Origin of the sequence: Ignicoccus islandicus DSM 13165, assembly GCF_001481685.1 — an archaeon.
Taxonomy (GTDB): domain Archaea; phylum Thermoproteota; class Thermoprotei_A; order Sulfolobales; family Ignicoccaceae; genus Ignicoccus; species Ignicoccus islandicus.
In genome coordinates this window covers 368,478-387,925 of sequence record NZ_CP006867.1, presented here as the reverse complement: position 1 = coordinate 387,925, position 19,448 = coordinate 368,478, and the positions used below count along the sequence as shown (strand labels likewise).

Sequence of the window (19,448 nt, the reverse complement as noted above, 5' to 3'; positions counted from 1 at the left end):
CCTTCACGTAACGATGCGATTTAACAGCTAGGTTTACGTTGCGTTTCACTCCTCGCGCTCAGGCCTGTGGACCCAAGGTACTACTACCACTTCCTTAACCTTCAAAACCTTCTTGATTTCTTCCTCTAAACCGTTTGGGAACACTACGTATGCCTTATCTCCTTGTATAGCTATTCCGTAGGCTACCTTGTCTCCTATCCTAATTTCCGGTATGACTACCTTGAAGCCCTTAGACTTGAGGATCAGTAGAGCTATAGTTCTCTTTTGAAAGTCTCTCATCTATTTCCTTACTCAAGGAGTTTAAGGAGTTCAGCAAAGCCCATCACCTCAACCTTATACTTAGCTAAAGCCTCCTTAACTTCTTTATTAAATGCCTTTTTATCGTCGCTTACTAGAATTGATGGTGCCACGTTTATAGCTAAAGAGGCTACGTGAACGTCGTCTGGATCCCTCAGTGCAACTAATTCCAATGCTTCAAAGCACTCTACGTTAGGTTCAGTAGTACCGAAATCCAAGGTAGCTAACTCTAAAAGCGTTTCAGCACCTACTTCTCAAGCTACCTTGCAATCGGCCTTCCTTTCGTGTTTCATAGCTAACTTAACTATAACGTCTACGTGCTCCTTAAGCTCTTGGAGCAACTCGTAGCTAATGAACCACCTTAATTTACCGCTGTGGTGAGCTCTCTTTAGTTTGATGAAAGCCTCTCTGTTAGTTATTAAACGAAAAAGAACGTTGGTATCGCCAGCAAGTTTCAGGGTCCCCGAAATACGGGTATCGAAGAGCTTAAAAGCTGCCTCAAGCCCTTTTGAAGGTTCTCATCACTTCTTGGAGGTTCTCAAGGAACTCCTTCGCCAATTCCTTAAACCTTTCTAGGTCTGCCTTAACTTCCTCCTCGTTACCGTAAACTAACTCGCATCCCTCCAAGAGCCTGACTCCTTCCGTAGGAACTAGCCTATCAACTACGTACATCTTCGGATCCGTGTGGTAAACGGTATACAAGTAATCGTGGAAATCAGTTACGTAGATCGTGGATTTCTTTGGATCTTTGAACTTAACCACTACCTTCAACCACTGGGACTCATCGGGACACGTAAGCACGTATTCAAACGGTATGGTGTCCTTTAGATCGTCCACGCCTTTCTTAACTAACTTCTTCCTTGCCTCGTAGATTGCCTTAGAGGCGTCCATTCTTACATCTCCTCTATCATCTTATCCAGCCACTCACGTATTTCCTTAACTGATTCCTTTAAAGTAAGGGAGTTATCGTATTCCTCTAATACCTTCTTAGCTTCCTCGTAGCTAATTTCTTTTACGAACTTAATTATGTTTGGAATGGCTCTTATTACGTTATCGATAATCGATATGTCTGCGCTTCTAGCGGTCCTAGAGAAGGGGTTTAGATCTATGGCTATTACCTTCTTCCCCAACTTCTTCAAGGCTTCCGTCCGGTCCCCGTCCTCTAGGGCTACGAGCACTACGTCAGCCGTTGCGATCCCTCTCTTGGACACCTTCCTCCTCTCGCTACTGAGGTTCGGTAGCTCCTCCTCAGGGACCCAAAGGACTTCCCTTGCGCCATGGGCCTCAAGCAACTCCGCTATTTTCTTGGCCCTCTCTTCGGATCTGTAGAAGAGGTTCACCTCGAGTGGGCACCCCAAGGCCTCAGATAGCTTGACCAATTCCCTCGGTACCAGGGCAGCAACGTTACCGTTAACGCTCACAACCGGTCTCTTAGCCAGCTTCAATAGGGCAGCAGCTGCCTTTTCCGCCTTTAACGCGCTGGGAACGGTTCTCTCGCCTAGTATGTAATCGAACGCTTCGCCTCTCCCGTGGGCTATTAGACCTTGTGCCACCACTATTCCTTCTTTGAACTTCTCTATCAACCTCTCCCTATATAAGAGGGAGTAATAGCGTGGGTGATCGGGTGGGACTACCAATGTGACCCTTAACCTCCGGCAGCGGGAGGGAAGACGGAGACCTTAACTTCAGCGGAATTAATCTCCTTTAAGTGTCTCCAATCTCTACCGTTAATTAGGACGCCCAAGTCCAAGCCGCTCTCCTCGTACCGCTTCCTCTCTTCCTTCAAAACGGGGTACCTCTTCAAGAGCTCGAGAAACAATTCCTCTGCCGTCGAGCAGTTGCACTCGAATTGGTCCTCCGAACCCAAGCTCTCGCGAAGGTAAGCGTAGAACTTCACCTTCACCTTCAAGGCTCTCACATCTTAGCTAAGTTAACTGCATATTCAACTATGTCTTTCGCCAAATCGTGACCAGTTACCCTATACGTGTTCTTGAAATCTACGTTAGAATTAACCTCGAGCACTAGGTAGCCTCTTTCGGGATCCTCAACCACGTCCACCCCGAGAACTCCTCCTCCAACCGCTCCAGCTGCCCTCAATACTATCTCTTCCAATTCGCTATCTATTTTCGCCGGCTCGGCCTTACCTCCCAGCGCTGTGTTAGTCCTCCAATTGGAGGAGATCCTATATATTGCTGTCCTAACTGAGCCTCCTACTACGAAGGCCCTTATGTCCCTATTTGGTTTCTTGACGAATTCTTGTATGTAATGAACCTTGAATTGCGGACTAGGCATGGCTTCCCTGAACTCGAGCACCGTCAAGAGGGTATCGGGGTCCTTGGCTAACGCTTGAAGCCTCCCCCAGCTCCCTTGTATAGGCTTTACCACTACCGGATAACCCAGTTCCTCCGCGGCCTTCATGGCCTCCTCTTCGCTGTAAGCCACTATAGTCCTCGGTCTCGGAACGCCGGCCCTGGACAAGGCCATATCAGTTAGTACCTTGTTATCGCAAATTAATTGGGTAAACAGAGAATTAACCACTGGAACTCCTGCGGCTGCAAAGTAAGAAGTTGAAGTAATAGCTCTAACGCTGCTGATCGCCCTTTGAATTACTACGTTCGCATCGAGCTTCGGCTTAGATAGGTCTAGGGAGGTAGATCTCAGTGGGATTGGGACGGCCTTGTAGCCCATACTAGTTATTACTTCAAGTATGTGTTTCTCTTCCCATCTGGGGTGATCGAAGGCCAGAGCTACTTTCATAGCGAACTCCCAAGGGCTTAAACGCGAACTAGAAGCAAAAAGGGTTCATTGGGCAATTGCAGCCTCCCTCTTCAACGATTCGAACCACTTCTTGTTTATAATGCATCCGGGATCGGGGCCCAAGGGGTCGTTGAAGTAAGCGTAAGCCCTAGCTCTGCAGCCCCCGCAAACCTCTCTATATGGACAACTCTTGCAGTTCTCTGCTAAGTTGCTCCTGTCCCGAAGCTTAAGGAAGAGGTCGCTCGTCTCCCATATCTCCCTGAAGCTCTTCCGCCTCACGTTACCGACCACTATGGGTAGGAAAACGCAAGGCGTGACGTCCCCATTGGGTTCCAAGGCCGCGTATATCCTGCCAGCCCCGCATCCTCCTATGAACTCGGCCAAAGCCGAGACCAGCTTGTTGTAGCCGCTGTTTATGGGGGCAGAGAAGTGGGTAGGGGTCGTTATTCCCAAGACCTCCATTGTGACTCTGCTGTATTGCGGAGCCGTCGTGTATATCTCGAGCTTCCTCCTAACCATCTCCTTTGCTATTTTCCTCATGAACCCCTCTCTTTCTTCGGGAGTTAGATCTAAGTCAATTATTTCCTTACCTCTTCCAACGGGCACGAAATTGAAGAAGACAACTCTCCAAATTCCAAGCTCTTCCGCCAAGTTCAGTATATCGTCCACCTCATCTAAGTTGTTCCTAGTGATAGTAACTGCCATTGCGTGGTTCACTTTTAGTTCCACAGCGTTCCTTAACGCTTGAACGGCCTTCTTCCAAGAGCCGGGAACTCCCCGGAAATCGTCGTGCTTTCGGGGATCGGCGGAGTCAACGCTCACTTCTACGTACCTAACTCCCTTCTCCTTAGCCTTGGCGAGGTACTTCTTTTCCGAAAATAACCACCCGTTGGTTGCTACGGCAACGTAGATTCCCCTAGAGGACAGCTCTTCAACTATTCTGAAGAAATGGGGATGTATTGTAGGCTCCCCTCCGCTGAGGGCGACTGCAGCCACCCCAGCCCTATCTAGGTCCTCTACTACAGCGAGTTTCTCCTCTAGGGTAAGCTCGTCCGGTAACGGCTTATCTGCCCTTTGGTAGCAGTGCTTGCACCTCAAGTTACACATGTTAGTGAAGTTCCATACAATTAAGAAGGGCGCGGGAAGCCTCTGGGGAACAGTTACCCCGTACTTGGCCAAACCTTCGAATACGAGGGTTAAGCCCCTCCTAACCGCCGGGTCTCGGAACGCTTCAACTACCTCCTCCCTATTTCCCTTGAAGATCCTTAAAGAGAGGTCGAACACTCCAGCTAACGTCTTGTAAACTATTTCCTCCCTTATCCCGCAGTTAACCTTTTCGCCGGCGTACTTCAACATTACGTAATCTGAGACCTTCATCCTCACCTTTTCTCCGTTGTAGTTACATTCGACTTCCCTAACTACGTCGCTCAATATCTTTTTCATTATAGGATTATTGAAGGCCATCCTTATGCCGGTTAGTATCCCGTTCATCCCCATGGCGGTTTACCGAGGTTAGGAAGTAATCCAAATATTATTATTGGGCAGTTAGGAAATAGAATTTTATTGGTGTAATAATTAGGAATCTCTCACTCGGGATAGATCAACCATTTAAGTCTCAAACCAACACTGCCTTCTCTTCGCCTTTAACGAGCAGTGCCGCCGCCCTCTCGTTGTAGTACGGAGGACCTCTCCTAGTGAATAGCGTTATCACCCTATTCCTATGGGTGAACGCTATTCCATTGACCGCAGTGTGACCCCTTACTATTTTCTCAAAGCCGGTCGCCTCTAGGAACTCCCTCGTTGCCCCAGCGCCCCATATGTAACCGGCGCCTCTATAGTAATTCCTTTCAATACATTTCTCCAAGGGATCCTCGTAGGCGCATATCTCCTCTCCTAAGAGCTCGTCCGGATCGCTCCAAAGCACAGCTTCTAGGTCGGGCTGATCTAAACACGAAATACCCTTGCAACCCTTCCTAAAGGGAGGGCCTCCGTGTACGCCTAGATATCGTCCGTAAATAGCGAACAACGGCATCCTATCGAAGAGCTTCAGGGAAAGTTCGTATAGTTCCATTTCGTCCCCACACCTCTCCCTTAGCTCTATTGGGTAATCGTGAGGGGAAGGTATGAGGTTCCTCGGAGGCTCGTGATTACCCCTTAATACGGCGACCTCTTCCGGCCTCTTTGCCTTTAGAGATAGAACCAATAGGAGGGTCTCTATTTGATTGGGACCCCTATCGACGTAATCTCCAAGGAATATCAAGTTAAAGCCTTTGATATCGCCAACTTTCCTCCATACCTCAAAAGGAGTTTCTATATCGCCATGTAGATCTCCGTGAAAGAGCGCGGGCTTCGATGGGTCCAGCTCTTGGGGCTTGGGATCCAGCAGTGATATCCCTTGTTCTAGGAGCTCGCCCAGATCAGAACAGCTTAAAGTTTCCGTTGCTGCCAGGAATTCGCTCAGTGAGTCAGTTGGGAGGTCCTCTAGGTTCAAATCTCCACCTCTATTTACGTATGTAGGTTAAGCGATTTAACGGTTTTCCGTAAACCTTATCCGTTTCGAGCGAAACAGTTAGGTCCACGAGTACTCATTCGATATCAAAGTTTACGGAGACGGGCGCAAGACCACTAAGGAGGCGTCGTCGTAGACGCTAACTCTTTTGAACACTTTCACGCCTTCATCTTCCCTTTCTATTTCCCGCAGAATTCTAAGCAAATCACCGAATCCATTTTCAATTCCATATAACATCATTTCCCTATAGCTCCGGAAGAACCCGTACGTATCGACTAACCTAGCCATTCCATCGCTCATTAACGCCAAGTATTCTACGCTTTCGAGGTTCATTTTTCCGTATATAAAGTTGCGCTTGCATTCACCCAGAGGCGCTATCACGCTATAGCCTATGCACATCATCTCCCTATTCTTCCTTAATATCGGTCGTACTTCCTTGAGGGCTTCGTTGAAGCTTAAGCCTTCAGCCATTAACTCCTCTATTCTATTCACTACTACTTGGTCGAGCTCCTTAATAGAGTCATCGGTAATTACCTTCTCCCCACCTCCCTTGAAGGTGATTACTAGCGGGGAGTCCGCGAACACAGCGTACTCTAATCCCTCAGCATTGAGTTTGGTTATTGAAGCAGCAGCGGACGGTAGTTCGTATTTCCCGACATTGCTTGGAAAACCGAACTTTAACTCGTACTTCGACCTAAGGGAATCTATTAAATCGTTCAAGCCGCTCCTTAAATCGCCCTTAAGCGAGATTAGTTCCGAAACTATTTCGTCCACTAGCCACCTCGTCCGAAGCTTCGCTTGAAGGTCATTTACTAACGGCGAGGCTCCGTCAATTACCGCTGCCAAGTAGTCGGTGCAGATCGCTTGGTCCTCGTTATAGGTTTTCGATGGACTCTTTGAGGTAAAAGCTGCTATACATTCGAACTTCACTTCGCTCCCACCTCGCTAATTTCTTTCCACCCCATTTTATTGCAGTAGTAATACTGGAGAAGGGAGAGTATAGATACGGCCAAGATCGCACTGTAGTTATTGTAATTCAAGAAGCTCTTGGTTACGGACTTCCGTGCGTCCGCGGAGACTTCCTTTCCACCCCTCTCAATAACGTCTATCCTTTCCTCGAAATCGTTTACTATCGCTTCGTCCTTGGTTGCGCTGTACCTGAATACGTAAAGGATCCAGTTCTTTATTAGTGATTCTAGGAACTCGTTCGTTACCTTACTGGGAGCGATAGTTTCCGGTAACTTAACTGCCAAGACGTTTCTACTCTCTAGACCTAGTTGTATCAGTGCATCACGTCTTTCCTTAACGTTATTCCAGTCTTCGTCGTACCTCTTGAAACCGAAGAACCCAGGGAGGCCCAGATACAAAGCGTTTCTGGTAATTGATATCGCGAGGGTTGCTCTACCTATTTCTTCATCAGATATGCTAACTTCCTCTTCCTCGCCTTCCTCTTGCCTTGATAACTCTTCAAGAAAATCGTTACAATTTTCGTATTGAGCTCTACCCTCGTATTTACTGATGACATTTTTCACTGTAGAGAAATCTAGACCTCCGGAGATGGCATGGGCAAAGTTTCCTCTTTCAGCAGCTAGGGTTGCACCACCGCTTCTATATTGGAACAATATGTATCCATCTTTAGTAACTACTATTAAGTCGGTTCCTACGGGATTTGGTAAGGGTAGTAAATTTATGACGCCTCCTTTCCGGATTTCTTGTAGGGGGCCTTCGGGCGTTACGCTATTACAAGTGAAGTGGAAACTCAGTTTAAATAAATGAGGCTCTATGACGTCCCTTATACTTCTCTCATAGCTCGGCCCAAATACGTAATCGGGCGACTTGTGGATCAAGAACTCGTCTCTAGCAGTAGTTACTGCAAAGCTAATGCTAATGAAATCATTGCTTACGTCCTTGCTGAGGTCTACGAGTCTTGGCTTGAGATTACTGAAGCCAGTACCCTTTAAGTGTTTATCAAGATCCTTCACTACGTACGATGGGAGGAACCTCTCAATTAAGCCATGGACATCCGAGTCGAACTTCGGCTCTAAGTAAGGTCTAACTTTTAGACCAGGTTTACAGAGAATCTCTGTAGCACCGGGCGCGAAGAACGCGACAATACCGAAGCTGAAGTCGCTTTCATTAATAAGAAACGCCCTCCATATGTTTCCATGTACGTCTTCGAGGCTCAGTTCAAACTTCACGTTGTTCCATTCACTGTCAATGTCGTCATTAATAGTAGTGCGTACTTCCAGTACAGCGTTTCTATTAGTAGTCCCAGTTCGGATCTTGGGAGTAGGTGTAGCCTCTACTTCTATAATTCCGATCTCATTCGGTGGATAGACTCGCACGTATTCGGCCTTTAACTTGCCCCCTTCCCATCTCACCTCTTTCGGTACGTATATCCGCTCGAATTTACGGTTTCTCGACTCTAACTGAAATACGTATATGATTAGAGATGAAAATATGAAAGTCGCAGTGCTCTTGAATTCCGGTGAAAGGCTCCCAAAGCGTTGCAATCGCTTGAGGTAAACGTTTTCGAGGAGATTATTACCGCTCTCTATCCTCTCTCGCGACTTCATCGCTACGTAACGAGGCTCTATATGCTTATAGAAAACGTACCCTGCAGCTAGAGATAGAAGTAGCGAGATGTGGGATAGCCTAGTATCTCTAGATCCTAAGATGAGTACGAGACCCGTAACTAAACCTAGAGCAATTGCAATACCTCTTATCGCTAAACGCTCTTCTCTCTTTAAGTTACCCAAAGCCTTATCAAAGTCATCTATAGTATCACGTATTACTTCCCTGTATAAGAGACTCTTCGTAGGATCATTTGGATCCGGCGACGAAACTCTGAGTATCCCCTTTACTAATACAAAGCTATATAATAGAACTACCAACGTCGTTACTAACGCAGGACTTACTGGTGAAAATATATTTATTATGCCCAATATGAAGTGCTGCGTTATGTACAATATACCTTGAACGAACGATGTTCCAATTAACTCAGTAAAGAGCCGAATCGATATTTCAGTAGCGTTTACTATAACGCTGGCTGTAGCACGCAACGCTTCGTCTGATAAAACTGCTACTAAAAATGCTATGATAAACTCTTGAAAAGGTCGTAGCATTTCCCCCAATCTTCTGAAAGACATCAAGTATCTGCCACGAAATTTCCACCTCGAAACTAAATTTCGAATGAGTTTATATGACCTTTGATGAAGCCCCTTTTCGGTAGCTAGTATGTAGAAAGACAGAAGAAGAATGGAGGTAATATAGTCTATCCCCCGCGAAAGTTCTATGAAGAATAACATATATATTGAGGCAATAATAAATGGTACGCCGAAGTCCCTTCCTATCCTCCCTCTGATAACTCTCAAAACGGTCTCTGGGAGTGACTCATTAGATCTGCAACTCTTAGACATCTTCCTTTACCTAAGCTCGTATTACTAGAAATTCTGTATAATACGATTTTTCTTCTAGCTGTTTATCGTCAGTATATATCTACGCCACCATTTCATCACTGGATCCACGATTTGCGATTACAATTCTTCTCCACTATCTCTTAGCCAGCGCTTCCACCACTTTGCCCAGCATGTCCGTTACCAACTTCATCTGGGAGTTCAATCCCGCCATTCCCGCCTTCAATTCGTCGATCGATTGCTCTATGTCGTCCATCCTCTTGTTTAACCTCTCTTCCATGAGCTTCATCTCTTCCCGTAATTGATCGATCCTCCTATTGGTCTCATCTATCCTACCGTTTAGTTCGCTCCTAACGTCATCTATCCTCCTATTGAGCTCTTCCTTCACCTCATCTATCCTCTTGTTTAACCTAGCTTCAACTTCTTCTATCCTCTTATCAGTCTCATCAATCCTCTTCTCCAGCCTCTTCTCGACTTCCCTCAATTCCATCCTGTTGAGCTCCATTTGCTTGTACAAGCTATCGTAACTCACTTTGGTTTGATTAAGGACCATGAAGAGCAAAATGAAGTTCGCTTCGGAATCAGTAATGGGCTTGCCAGCTCTGAGCTTATCGAGTATTTCCGCGAACTTCTGGGAAGCGTACTGGAAGGCTAGGTCGAGCAGTTGATCGGGGAGGGACAATCAATGTTCCCGAAGGGAGTTAATTGGGAGGGGAAGGTAAAAAGGTTGAGAGCGAGGCGAAGATCTGAAAAGCTTGATTTCGATGATCAGATCCTCTAGTTGTGTCGTCCAATCTACAGTTACGATTACGATCCGGTGATAACCTAAAGAAATATATCCTTTTTCTTTATGAGTTAAGCGAATTTAGTAAGGGAATATTAAAGGATCTTCCAAGAGTAAAACTCAGATTCGTGAATTGAACGCCCTATATGGGCGAAGACGCTCAAGGTAAGAATTTTAAATTAATTAACGGAGAGTTACTCTTCGTAGGAGGTCCTAGATCTTATTCGATAATTGGAAGAATGAGATGGCTCAGCAGGATTGCTTTAGCTAGCTTTATAAATAATAGAAATAAGCTTGATTACAAAATAGTAGAAGAAAGTTTCCCTATAAGTATTAGCTTACCCGAAGGTACATTGAAACTCGCTCTGTTAAAGTTTATGTTCGGAATACACAATGTTAAAAGCAGAAAAACTGGATGAGCTAGCTCATTTAACCTAATTGATAACGTGCCGAGCTTGAGTGTTATTGACGTAGGGATTGTCCCAAGTAGTACAAAGAAGGTAGAAGAGCTTATGGATTCGATAGGAAAGGCTGTAATTAGACCTAAATACGATTCCTATTAGAACCTATTCGTTTATCTTCTCCTCTATCATAGTTTGAACGGCTACAACCTTGTCCCCCATTTGGGAGGGCCAAGGCGACAAGGAGAGAAAAGGAGGCGAAGCACCGCCATATTCTTTCCATTGTATTCATGTAATCACTGTACTGGAGTGATTTACTTGCTTCTTCCTTTCAGAGAAGTACTAGGATCGAAATCGAATACAAAACAAATAGAAGAACGTATCAGGGAAAGACTTCAAGAAAACCTATAAAACATATAAATCTTGACCCTTGAATCAGATCACACTTGATTGACTAAGGAGATCTCACGGAAAGCGTTAATTTTTCACTCCCATGGATTGAACGAAAGGAGCCAGGAAATGGAGTTCAAGCCGAAGATAGAACTAAAGAGATGGGACTTTAAAATAGAGAATGAAGTAAGGCAATGGTGGGAAAAGGAGGACTGGTGGAAGTTCGACGTCAATTCCCCCAAACCGAAGTTCGTAATAGATACACCACCGCCCTATCCAGCTCCCGTTTGGCACATTGGGGCAGCCGTTAGCTATTCGCTACACGACATGATAGCGAGAGCCATGAGGATGTTAGGGTACGAAGTGCTTTATCCGATAGGTTTCGATAGGAACGGCCTCCCAATCGAACTTTACGTAGAGAAATACCTGGGCTTAACGCCTTGGAACACGGATAGGGAGAAGTTCCTAGAGGCTTGTAGGAAGGCATTGGACGAGTTCGTAGTTAACATGAAGAACGTTTTGAAGAGGTTGTTAATTGCTGCAGATATAGATAACGCATATATGACCGATTCTCCTGACTATAGAGCTCTTACTCAAGCGACTTTCATAAGGCTTTGGAACGAGGGCCTGATATACGAGGCCGAGAGGCCTAACAACTGGTGCCCTAAGTGCAAAACTACCATAGCGGACGCCGAGGTCGAGTATAAAGAGAGGGAGGGCATACTAGCTTACGTAAACTTCAGAGTGAAGGAAACCAACGAATTCATAACTATAGCGACTACCAGGCCGGAGCTCCTTTGCGCGTGTCAAGCCGTAATAGTGCACCCGGACGACGAGAGGTACAAGAGGTTCCATGGGAAGATAGCGGTAGTGCCGATATACAATAGAGAGATTCCGATTATTCCTCACAAAATGGCAGACCCGAACTTCGGTACAGGCGCCATGATGGTTTGTTCGTTTGGAGATTGGAGGGACGTTCAACTGTTTAGAGAGCTGAACCTCAAGCCCATAAAAGCAATAGATATCGATGGAAGAATGACCGAGTGCGCCGGTCCTATTAAAGGTCTCAAGGTTAAGGAAGCCAAGAAGAAAATAGTAGAGATACTAAAGGAAGAAGGTTACTTAGTGAAAGTAGAGAAGATAGTTCACAAAGTACCCGTGCACGAGAGATGCGAAACGGAAATTGAAATAATTCCAATGAAGGAATACTACCTAAAGCAATTGCCTTACAAGGACGTTCTAAAGAAGTACGCCTATGAAATGAAGTGGCAACCCGAGAGGTACAGGGCCAACTTAATTCAATGGATCGATTCAGTTACTACCGATTGGCCAATTTCTCGAAGGAGGTTCTATGCAACAGAAATACCGGTTTGGACTTGCAAGAAATGTGGCTACAAGTACGTTCCCCCGCCAGGTAAGTACTACAGGCCATGGAAGGAGAATCCGCCTATAGATAGGTGTCCTAAGTGCGGATCGTCTGAATGGGAAGGCGAGAAGAGAGTTTTCGATACGTGGATGGACTCCTCAATATCAATTCTATACATAACGAAATACTTGAGGGACGAGGAGTTCTGGAGGAAGACGTTCCTAGAGGGCACTAAGCTAAGGCCTCAAGGATACGACATAATTAGAACTTGGCTCTACTATACCCTCCTTAGGGTTCACCAATTAACTGGCAAGAGAGCTTTCGAATGGGTCTTCATCAATGGAATGGGATTGGATGAGAAAGGCCGGAAAATGAGCAAGAGGTACGGAAACGTAATAAAACCGGAGGAAATCCTCGATAAGTACGGTGCAGACGCGACCAGGTTCTGGATAGCCCTAGAAGTGAAGCCCGGTGAGAACTACAGGGTCATTGAGAGCAAGATCTTAGGCGCGTACAAATTCCTTACCAAACTACTTAACGTTGCGAGATACATTAGCTCCTTCCCAATAGTTGATAACGCCCAATTAAGAGCAACGGATAAGTGGATATTGGCCGAGTTAAATCAGTCCCTAGAGAAAATAAACCGAGCTTACGAGGAACTGGACTTCCACGCTGTAGCGGAAGAGATATACCACTTCGTTTGGGATAAGCTCGCCTCCCACTACATCGAGCTGAGCAAGAAGAGGGCGAGATTGCTAGACGAAAGGTTCACTGAGGAAGACGCTATGGGGGCTTGGTACGCCCTCCACCAATCCCTCAAGCACGTTCTATTGGTCCTCGCTCCAATCGCTCCAGCCATAACCGATTACGTTTGGAGACAGCTGTATTCGAAGGAAAGCGTCCACGCTCAAGAGATGCCCAAACCCAGGAAGGAGTGGAACTTCGAGAGGGAACTGGAAATAGGTAGGAGGGTTATGGAACTCAATTCCCAAGTATGGAAATTGAAGAAAGAGGTTCTAAAAAGAAAGCTAAAGGATCCAATTAGCTTGAGAGAACTAGAGGAGCATGGAATAGACGTTAGCGGTCTAGAGGGCTTCGAGGAGGACTTCAGAGCCCTCCACAATATACTATAAAAATCACCTAGCTACTTTCTCAACTTCCTCTTAAGTCTTGTTAGCGGAATTACGGCTATACTAATGAAAGGTATTCCTGAAACGCTTTGTGATTCCGTGCTCTGAGTATTCGTCTCTGTATGAAGTACTGTTGTAGCGACCTCCTCTTGAGGTTCCTCATCTTCAATTAAGAACTTATAGACCTTTACGGTACCGTCTTCGAAACCTATTGCAATTAAGTTGTTCCACCAATCTACTCTCAGTGCATTAGAAATCGGAGCCTCGTATATCGCTTCTCCTTGGGTGTTATAGATAACTACTTTACTTGAGTTGACCATTACTGCGTAGCTACTATCTGGCGAGATAGCGAAATCCTCGGCCGGACCCAGAGCTCCGAGAATACTTACGTTCTGAGGATCTGAGATATCGTAAACGTAGCTAACTCCGAACGATGAAGCTATTAGGAAGTTCCCCCTCAAGGCTAAGTTCTTTATGACGTTGTTTTCATGATCTATGTTCGTTACTAAGCTACCGTCGCTCAAGTTTCTAACTTCTAAGTAACTATGCGTACCTTTAAAATTAGTTAAATAAAGGTAATTACCACTACTTTCTAAATCTATAACGTACCTATCAGTAACGACCCGGTCCCATATCACGTTTCCTTGTAAATCGTAACGAGTGCAATGAGATTCGCAAACTACAAAGCCGTTTCCTAGCATCTCAACTGCTACGTTCCTTTCATCGCCAACGTATATTTCTTTCCAATAAGTTCCGTTTTCCCAAAGTAAATACACGTAATCGTCATAGTTACTGAAAGCAAAAGTACCATTGGAATAATCGACATCTCTCATGCCTTTGCTTCCACACTTCTTACCAAGTAGCGAACCGTTCGCATCGAATACGTAAGCGCACTTATCCCCGGAGGCTACTCCCAAGTGTCCATTATCTGAAAATGTTATTTTGAGTATTCCGTCTTTAGGTTCGTGCGTTTCCCATACCAGAACTAAATCGTATGCGTTAATGACAACCAATGCTATGGAGACTAAAATTACTGTAACTAGTTTCAATATTCTTCTCCTTCAACTCAAGCTACTCCTACAAAACCGCATCTAATAAGTTAACGCTTACTGATTATCCATGAATATACATTGTTAAGCCTATTCCTTGTTGTTGCAAGCTAGCGCTTAGGTATAGAGTCAATACCGAACTCCACATGCTTGATATAGACCCTATCGTTGCACATATTATTGGAGAAGTCGAGGGGAATAGTATAGTACATATTAAATATGAACCGAGGCCACCTACAGCAGCGGAAACGCTTCCTATACCAGCGCTTAATACTACATTCATTTTAAACATAATTGAGGTAACTACCATTAGAGTTATCAGACTCAATACTATTACTAGTAAGGGGTCGTAACCCATCGCCCTAACCTACCCTTTCCTTTTGCTAGCTCACTTTTTAAGGATGAGTTCGTAAATCTTTCTGCGTGTGCTGGTAAGTAATGAAAAATCTGAATAGCTTAATAGTAATACTAATTATAGCCTCGATAGGCTTCTCTCTGAACCTAGATTTAAAGTGGATGCAAAAAGTTGATGGAACTATAGTTTCGGCCGCTGTTTCCGATAGCGGTACCTTAGCTGTCCTCACGGATAGAGACTTAGTTTACTTGTTTGATAGATATGGGAACTTCATTGCTAAAGTTAATGTTTATGGGGATATTTCAGACATAGTTTATAACAAAGGCTTGTTTATCGTTATGGAACCGGAGGGGGATAAACTCTGGCTAATATATGAGAACGGGAGCTTATGGAAAACGCTCACTATCCAAGATGCTAGTGTCTATAGAGCCGAGACAACGGATTACGGAATACTACTTTATGGTAGTGATATTAAGTTAGTAGACCTTAATGGAAGTACCAAATGGACTATAACATTACGTTATCCACATGAAGCTACAGCTGGTGCGGTTCGTGGGAAATACTTTTACTATTCCTTATTACCAGTTGGTAAAATCTATGTCCTTGATTTAGAGAACGGTAGGAACGTAGCAGAGAGTTCCTTTAACCTAGGGGGACGTTTCACCGCTGTAGCTATGACCACTTGTGGAAATTATTTAGCTGTGCTAACTCTAACTAATCTTTATTTGATGGATATATCGAAAGTAGTTCCCTCAGTTGTTTGGGAAAGCTCGGAAGCAGGAGGAGAACCTTTTGAGAAAATAGCGTTCTCGCCCGATTGCCGATATATAGCCGTCGGTGACGTTGACACTGGACGATTGAAGGTATTTGATATTACAGGAAAGCTCGTATTCACGAAAGTAGTCCCAAACACGTTCTTTGTGTTCTGGCAGAACAATAATTTATTCGCTGTAACTCCGGGAGAAATCTATGCATTTACTGTCGATGAGAGCGCGCTCTCTCCGCCAACCCCCTCCTTGATGGGTCTTAAGGTTAAAATAGAGAAAATAATAGAGTTTTCAATAAAAGAATCAATATCGTCCCTCGATTTTGAATTTTTCCTCATAAGAAACTTGGAAGTCACACCAGATGGATATATAGGAGCCTCGTTTCATAATATTTTCATAATAGAAACAATAGAAGGAGACCTAGTTAACCTCATCAATACTGATGGAAATATTTATAGTATAGATTACTACAATGGATTCTTCGCCTTAGGTACCGGTAACAGTGTCTATTTAGTTAACAAAAACGGAACCCTTATTAATGAAATAAACACTCAAGGTATTCTCTCAGCCAAGTACCCACTCATCATTGAAGACGGTATAGCATTATGTAATCTCAATTCTTCCCAAAAGTTAGTAAAGTGCGTTAAGCTCGACTACTCTGGTACTCTTAAGTGGGAAACTGAATTGAATGTGAGCACTGTCGATGGGAGTCTTACAGAAGTATTCATTGCAAGGTCTAATTCTAATGATCAATTCTACTTATTCTTGGAAGTTAGTAAAGATGACGATAGTGGAAATGCACACTATTACTTGTACTTATACACAGTGAACCCTAGAGACGGAAAAATAACGTTCAAAACAATAATATTTAAAAATAATCCTAAATCTCATCATATTAAAAGAATTGAGTCGTGCGGAAGCTATTTACTAACGCGAAGCTACCTAACAAGATCTATGATAGATATAAGCGATCCTTCACATGCTAAAGTTCTCTGGGAAAAGACTTTCAGTACTCCCGTTATTGATAATTCACACCTAATAGATATAGATAAATCTCCATGGATTCATATGGAAGCCTTTTCACAAGATTGCAACTACTTAGCTTTACTTTCGAGTTCAAAACTTTTAGTTGTTAATAGGGATGGAGAAGTTTTGGGTAGAGTGAATCCAGTTGATTTTGGACATGTAGCATGGAGCGGTGACAAGATAGTAGTAGCTTCTCTATTTGGATATGCGAAAATATATAAAGTAACTCCGATAGCAGCATCGCAGTCAGAACTCATTATAACCAGTAGCTCTAGTGGCGCCGAAAAGGGCATTCCGTCTGTTGCATTGATTGGTGGGTTGGCTTCCATAGCTTCTCGCAAGTTACTCAAGCGAAGGGCTTACAATAAGTAAATAATCGAACTTTTTTCAGTTTCCTCTAGATATGCTTTCCTCTTTGCGCTCATAGCGACTTCGCTCTTGTTTGAAGTAACTATAACGTAATCATATAAAAACGAACCTGGTACTACTACTGTTAGGTACTTTTCGAAATCCAGGTCTGTTGCTCTGACATCGAACCCCATATAGTAAAACCTATCGTTAGCGACTAAGTCTACCCTAGGTGGATCTTCAACGAACCTTATCGGAGGATGTTCTATTACTATAACCATTTTCTTCTTAGTAGGTTCAGCGTAGTAAACCTTGCTTCCTTTCGGAAACGTTATTGTTCTCGCATCCAGAACTATTTCGTCTCCTACGTATAATGCGTTCCCTATCACTTCTACTTTTATAGATCCTTGTTTAAATTTGATATACACTTCAATCCCCGATCAACCTTACCAACTAATACAGTAATGTAATTACACTCTAATTGGCGTAGAACATTCTAAGAAGTTAGATATATGAATCCATCATGCGAGAAACTCGATAGGTGAAAAGGGAGTGTCTAACTCTAGCAAATCTGGTTTATATAAGCTCAACGAGTTACTCGAGATAACACTGAAAAAGGACGCAAAAGAGTCGGTAGAGGTAAAAGATGTAATCAATGAGCTCATGAATGAACTCATATACAAGAAGATCCAAACTGGTAAAAATAAGAGCGGGAATAATAACGAATTAGATTTATGTAGCTTCTCAAGTAACGAGAAGGCCCGCGAACTAATTAGAAAAGTGACCGAAGCTATTTGTATAAAGATCAAAAATAAACTAAGGGACGTCGATCAAAATGTTGCTAAGGCATTTGAAATAAATAGGTGTGTGAATGAACTAGTCGGGCTTATAGAAAACTATGGGACAAGCAACGGAGATTGTAAAACCGTACAAGGACTGCTAAGTTCACTAAAAGAGATGCATGAGAAGATATCAGAGATGAAAGGAGAAGATCTCTTAAAGAGAATACTAGGAAAAGATATTGATGAAGATAAGAAGAAGAACGAATTGGTAAAAGCTATAAAGAATACTCTCAAAGACCTTATATATATGCTGGATACATGTTACGGTGATAATAAAGCCTCCAATTTCGCTAGTGCTTTAAACAACGTGAAAGGGAAGCTAAACACACAATTTTGCAAATTCCTCTCTTTAGCAGCAGCCGTAACCTACTTGAAAGCTACTGGAAAACTTAAAGATAGGTCGGAATGGTTCTATGAAGTTGTCAGGGCAGCGTTATCAAGCGATAACAATAACTTCAAGTTCCCCTATTGCCCCTGGCTAGGCGATGCAATGGCCCTAATCTATTCCTACTTATTCTGCTGTGAGTGTAATACTCGCGATCAAATTGACGCTGGTACTATAATGGATATCTTAGCGAAACTGTTAGGGGCTGACCAAGACCAGAAATCGAAGTGAAGTCCCTAATCTCCCTTGGATAACAACATTCCCATGCCGTCACGAAAACTTTCTTCATCTTCCTTACCAAGCTTTCAAGTGGAGGAGCGATTTGTTAGAAGAGATCGATAGCGCAATTAAAGGATTGGAGAACGCTGAGGTTTTCATCTATATTGAAAAGAACAACAATATAGAAATAGAGGACAACAAGTTAGTTGGTGTCAAGGGCGGAGTAGTAGGTGCAGTCAGCGTAAGGGTTGAGAGGAACAAGAGACTTGGAATTGCGTCCTCTACTATCGGTACCAAGGACTTGAAGGAGATCATTACCTCGCTCTACGAGGAAGCGATCAAGATTTCGAACCTCGCTCAGGAAATACCATGGTGGGAAGGATTCCCTTCATCAAAGTGTCAGAAAGTAGCCGGCATTTACTCTCCCTCCCTCGAAAACGTGGGAATAGGGGAGCTGGAGGATATAGCTAAAGGCATCGAATTCAAGGAAGGTTACTCCTTAAGTTCCTCTATCTCGGTTGGCTCTACTTATTGGGCTATAGCTAATACCGAGGGCACGGCATTTGAGGAAAGATCAACTCAAGCCTCCATGACCGTTAGCGTAAGCAAGAAGGAAGGTGGCTACACTAGTAAGAGCGTATGGGACGTTTTCACGTCTCACGCTAAGTTGCCCGAACCTAGCGAAGTAACCTCGAAGCTCTTTGAAGAGGCAGCTGCCTTAAGGATAAGGCCTAAGAGGATCGAAGGCGAGAAGGAGCTCTTCTTCGATCCAAGGGCCTCTGCGGAGCTTTTGGACTTTTTAATCGAAATGTTCATGGCAGACGAAGTAGCCAAAGGTCACAGTCCGTTGGCCTCTTCACTAGGTAAGAAGGCGTTCTCGGAGAAGTTGAGCGTAGACGACCATCCGAGGTTATCTGGAGGTCCGTCCTCTCACGGATGCGATCACGAAGGCGTGAGGAGCGAGCCCTTGACCCTTATTGAGAAAGGCGTTGTCAAGGGCTTCCTAGCGGACTTAATGTGGGGCTATAAATTAGGCATTGAGAAGGGCAGGGGCTTCAGAGAGGATCCCTTCTCCAAGCCTTCCCCTACCTACACCAATCTAATAGTTAGAGCCGGTAACGCTAGCGAAGAAGGCGTTAAAGTCTTAGGCCTAACCGGACTTCACACTGCGAGCCCGGAGACGGGTTACATGAGCGTAGTCCTCTCACCTGCGTTCTACGAGGGCGAACACGTGGAAGCGGTCCTAAGCGCTAACGTACTAGATCTCCTAAACGAAGGACTTCTCGATACAGGTAAGGAAGGTAGATGGGTTGGGTCAATTTATACTCCGGGCCTGCTTCTAAGAGCCCGCCTGACCTAATGATCAGAACGCGTAGTCCTTTTATCAATCGGCCCTCTTTTTCTGGA

18 protein-coding genes are annotated in these 19,448 nt (G+C 44.3%); 4 read left to right on the top strand and 14 right to left on the bottom strand.

The features are described from left to right. Window positions 1-45: 45 nt before the first annotated feature. The 11 genes from EYM_RS02185 to EYM_RS02135 form a co-directional block, all read right to left on the bottom strand. Entirely contained in the window at window positions 46-279 is a 234-nt protein-coding gene (locus tag EYM_RS02185; protein WP_075049478.1) for a hypothetical protein, read from the bottom strand. Between the two features lie 8 nt (window positions 280-287). Continuing rightward, window positions 288-515, bottom strand: coding sequence for a hypothetical protein (locus EYM_RS02180; RefSeq protein ID WP_075049477.1), 228 nt, complete (start codon window positions 513-515; stop codon window positions 288-290). A 280-nt stretch (window positions 516-795) separates the two neighbouring features. Further along, window positions 796-1,188, bottom strand: a complete 393-nt coding sequence (locus EYM_RS02175; RefSeq protein ID WP_075049476.1) for a hypothetical protein — start codon at window positions 1,186-1,188, stop codon at window positions 796-798. 2 nt (window positions 1,189-1,190) lie between these two features. Further along, window positions 1,191-1,934 carry a 4-phosphopantoate--beta-alanine ligase gene (locus EYM_RS02170; protein ID WP_075049475.1) on the bottom strand — a complete coding sequence of 248 codons (744 nt, stop codon included), beginning with the start codon at window positions 1,932-1,934 and terminating at the stop codon, window positions 1,191-1,193. A gap of 8 nt (window positions 1,935-1,942) precedes the next feature. Continuing rightward, complete coding sequence (locus EYM_RS02165) at window positions 1,943-2,200, bottom strand: MoaD/ThiS family protein (protein WP_236943446.1); 258 nt, start codon at window positions 2,198-2,200, stop codon at window positions 1,943-1,945. An 11-nt stretch (window positions 2,201-2,211) separates the two neighbouring features. Beyond that, entirely contained in the window at window positions 2,212-3,054 is an 843-nt protein-coding gene (gene lysX / locus EYM_RS02160; protein WP_075049473.1) for a lysine biosynthesis protein LysX, read from the bottom strand. A 45-nt stretch (window positions 3,055-3,099) separates the two neighbouring features. Then, window positions 3,100-4,551, bottom strand: coding sequence for a radical SAM/SPASM domain-containing protein (locus EYM_RS02155; protein ID WP_075049472.1), 1,452 nt, complete (start codon window positions 4,549-4,551; stop codon window positions 3,100-3,102). A gap of 118 nt (window positions 4,552-4,669) precedes the next feature. Then, a complete protein-coding gene (locus EYM_RS02150; RefSeq protein ID WP_075049471.1) occupies window positions 4,670-5,545 on the bottom strand; it encodes a metallophosphoesterase family protein in 876 nt (291 codons plus the stop codon). A 111-nt stretch (window positions 5,546-5,656) separates the two neighbouring features. Then, window positions 5,657-6,493, bottom strand: a complete 837-nt coding sequence (locus EYM_RS02145) for a hypothetical protein (RefSeq protein ID WP_075049470.1) — start codon at window positions 6,491-6,493, stop codon at window positions 5,657-5,659. After that, window positions 6,490-8,688: a hypothetical protein gene (locus EYM_RS02140; RefSeq protein WP_157058726.1), complete on the bottom strand. Its 2,199-nt coding sequence runs from the start codon at window positions 8,686-8,688 to the stop codon at window positions 6,490-6,492. Before EYM_RS02140 ends, EYM_RS02145 begins: the two co-directional genes overlap by 4 nt. A gap of 427 nt (window positions 8,689-9,115) precedes the next feature. After that, on the bottom strand, window positions 9,116-9,661 hold the full coding sequence (locus tag EYM_RS02135) for a hypothetical protein (RefSeq protein WP_075049468.1): 546 nt from the start codon (window positions 9,659-9,661) through the stop codon (window positions 9,116-9,118). 1,022 nt (window positions 9,662-10,683) lie between these two features. On the opposite strand from EYM_RS02135, the gene EYM_RS02125 reads away from it, so the two are divergent. Next, window positions 10,684-13,053, top strand: a complete 2,370-nt coding sequence (locus EYM_RS02125) for a valine--tRNA ligase (RefSeq protein WP_075049466.1) — start codon at window positions 10,684-10,686, stop codon at window positions 13,051-13,053. An 11-nt stretch (window positions 13,054-13,064) separates the two neighbouring features. Here the strand turns inward: EYM_RS02125 and EYM_RS02120 are convergent, their stop codons facing one another. Continuing rightward, window positions 13,065-14,099: a WD40 repeat domain-containing protein gene (locus EYM_RS02120; RefSeq protein WP_075049465.1), complete on the bottom strand. Its 1,035-nt coding sequence runs from the start codon at window positions 14,097-14,099 to the stop codon at window positions 13,065-13,067. Window positions 14,100-14,163: 64 nt separating this feature from the next. After that, complete coding sequence (locus EYM_RS02115; protein ID WP_075049464.1) at window positions 14,164-14,457, bottom strand: hypothetical protein; 294 nt, start codon at window positions 14,455-14,457, stop codon at window positions 14,164-14,166. 80 nt (window positions 14,458-14,537) lie between these two features. Between EYM_RS02115 and EYM_RS02110 the strand changes: the two genes are divergently transcribed. After that, entirely contained in the window at window positions 14,538-16,619 is a 2,082-nt protein-coding gene (locus EYM_RS02110; protein WP_075049463.1) for a YncE family protein, read from the top strand. Here the strand turns inward: EYM_RS02110 and EYM_RS02105 are convergent. Further along, a complete protein-coding gene (locus EYM_RS02105) occupies window positions 16,607-17,023 on the bottom strand; it encodes a hypothetical protein (protein WP_075049462.1) in 417 nt (138 codons plus the stop codon). The genes EYM_RS02110 and EYM_RS02105 overlap by 13 nt on opposite strands. Before the next feature lie 124 nt (window positions 17,024-17,147). On the opposite strand from EYM_RS02105, the gene EYM_RS02100 reads away from it, so the two are divergent. Together EYM_RS02100 and EYM_RS02095 are read left to right on the top strand one after the other, a co-directional pair. Next, on the top strand, window positions 17,148-18,053 hold the full coding sequence (locus tag EYM_RS02100) for a hypothetical protein (protein ID WP_075049461.1): 906 nt from the start codon (window positions 17,148-17,150) through the stop codon (window positions 18,051-18,053). 91 nt (window positions 18,054-18,144) lie between these two features. After that, entirely contained in the window at window positions 18,145-19,401 is a 1,257-nt protein-coding gene (locus tag EYM_RS02095) for a TldD/PmbA family protein (RefSeq protein ID WP_075049460.1), read from the top strand. Window positions 19,402-19,448: the final 47 nt, after the last annotated feature.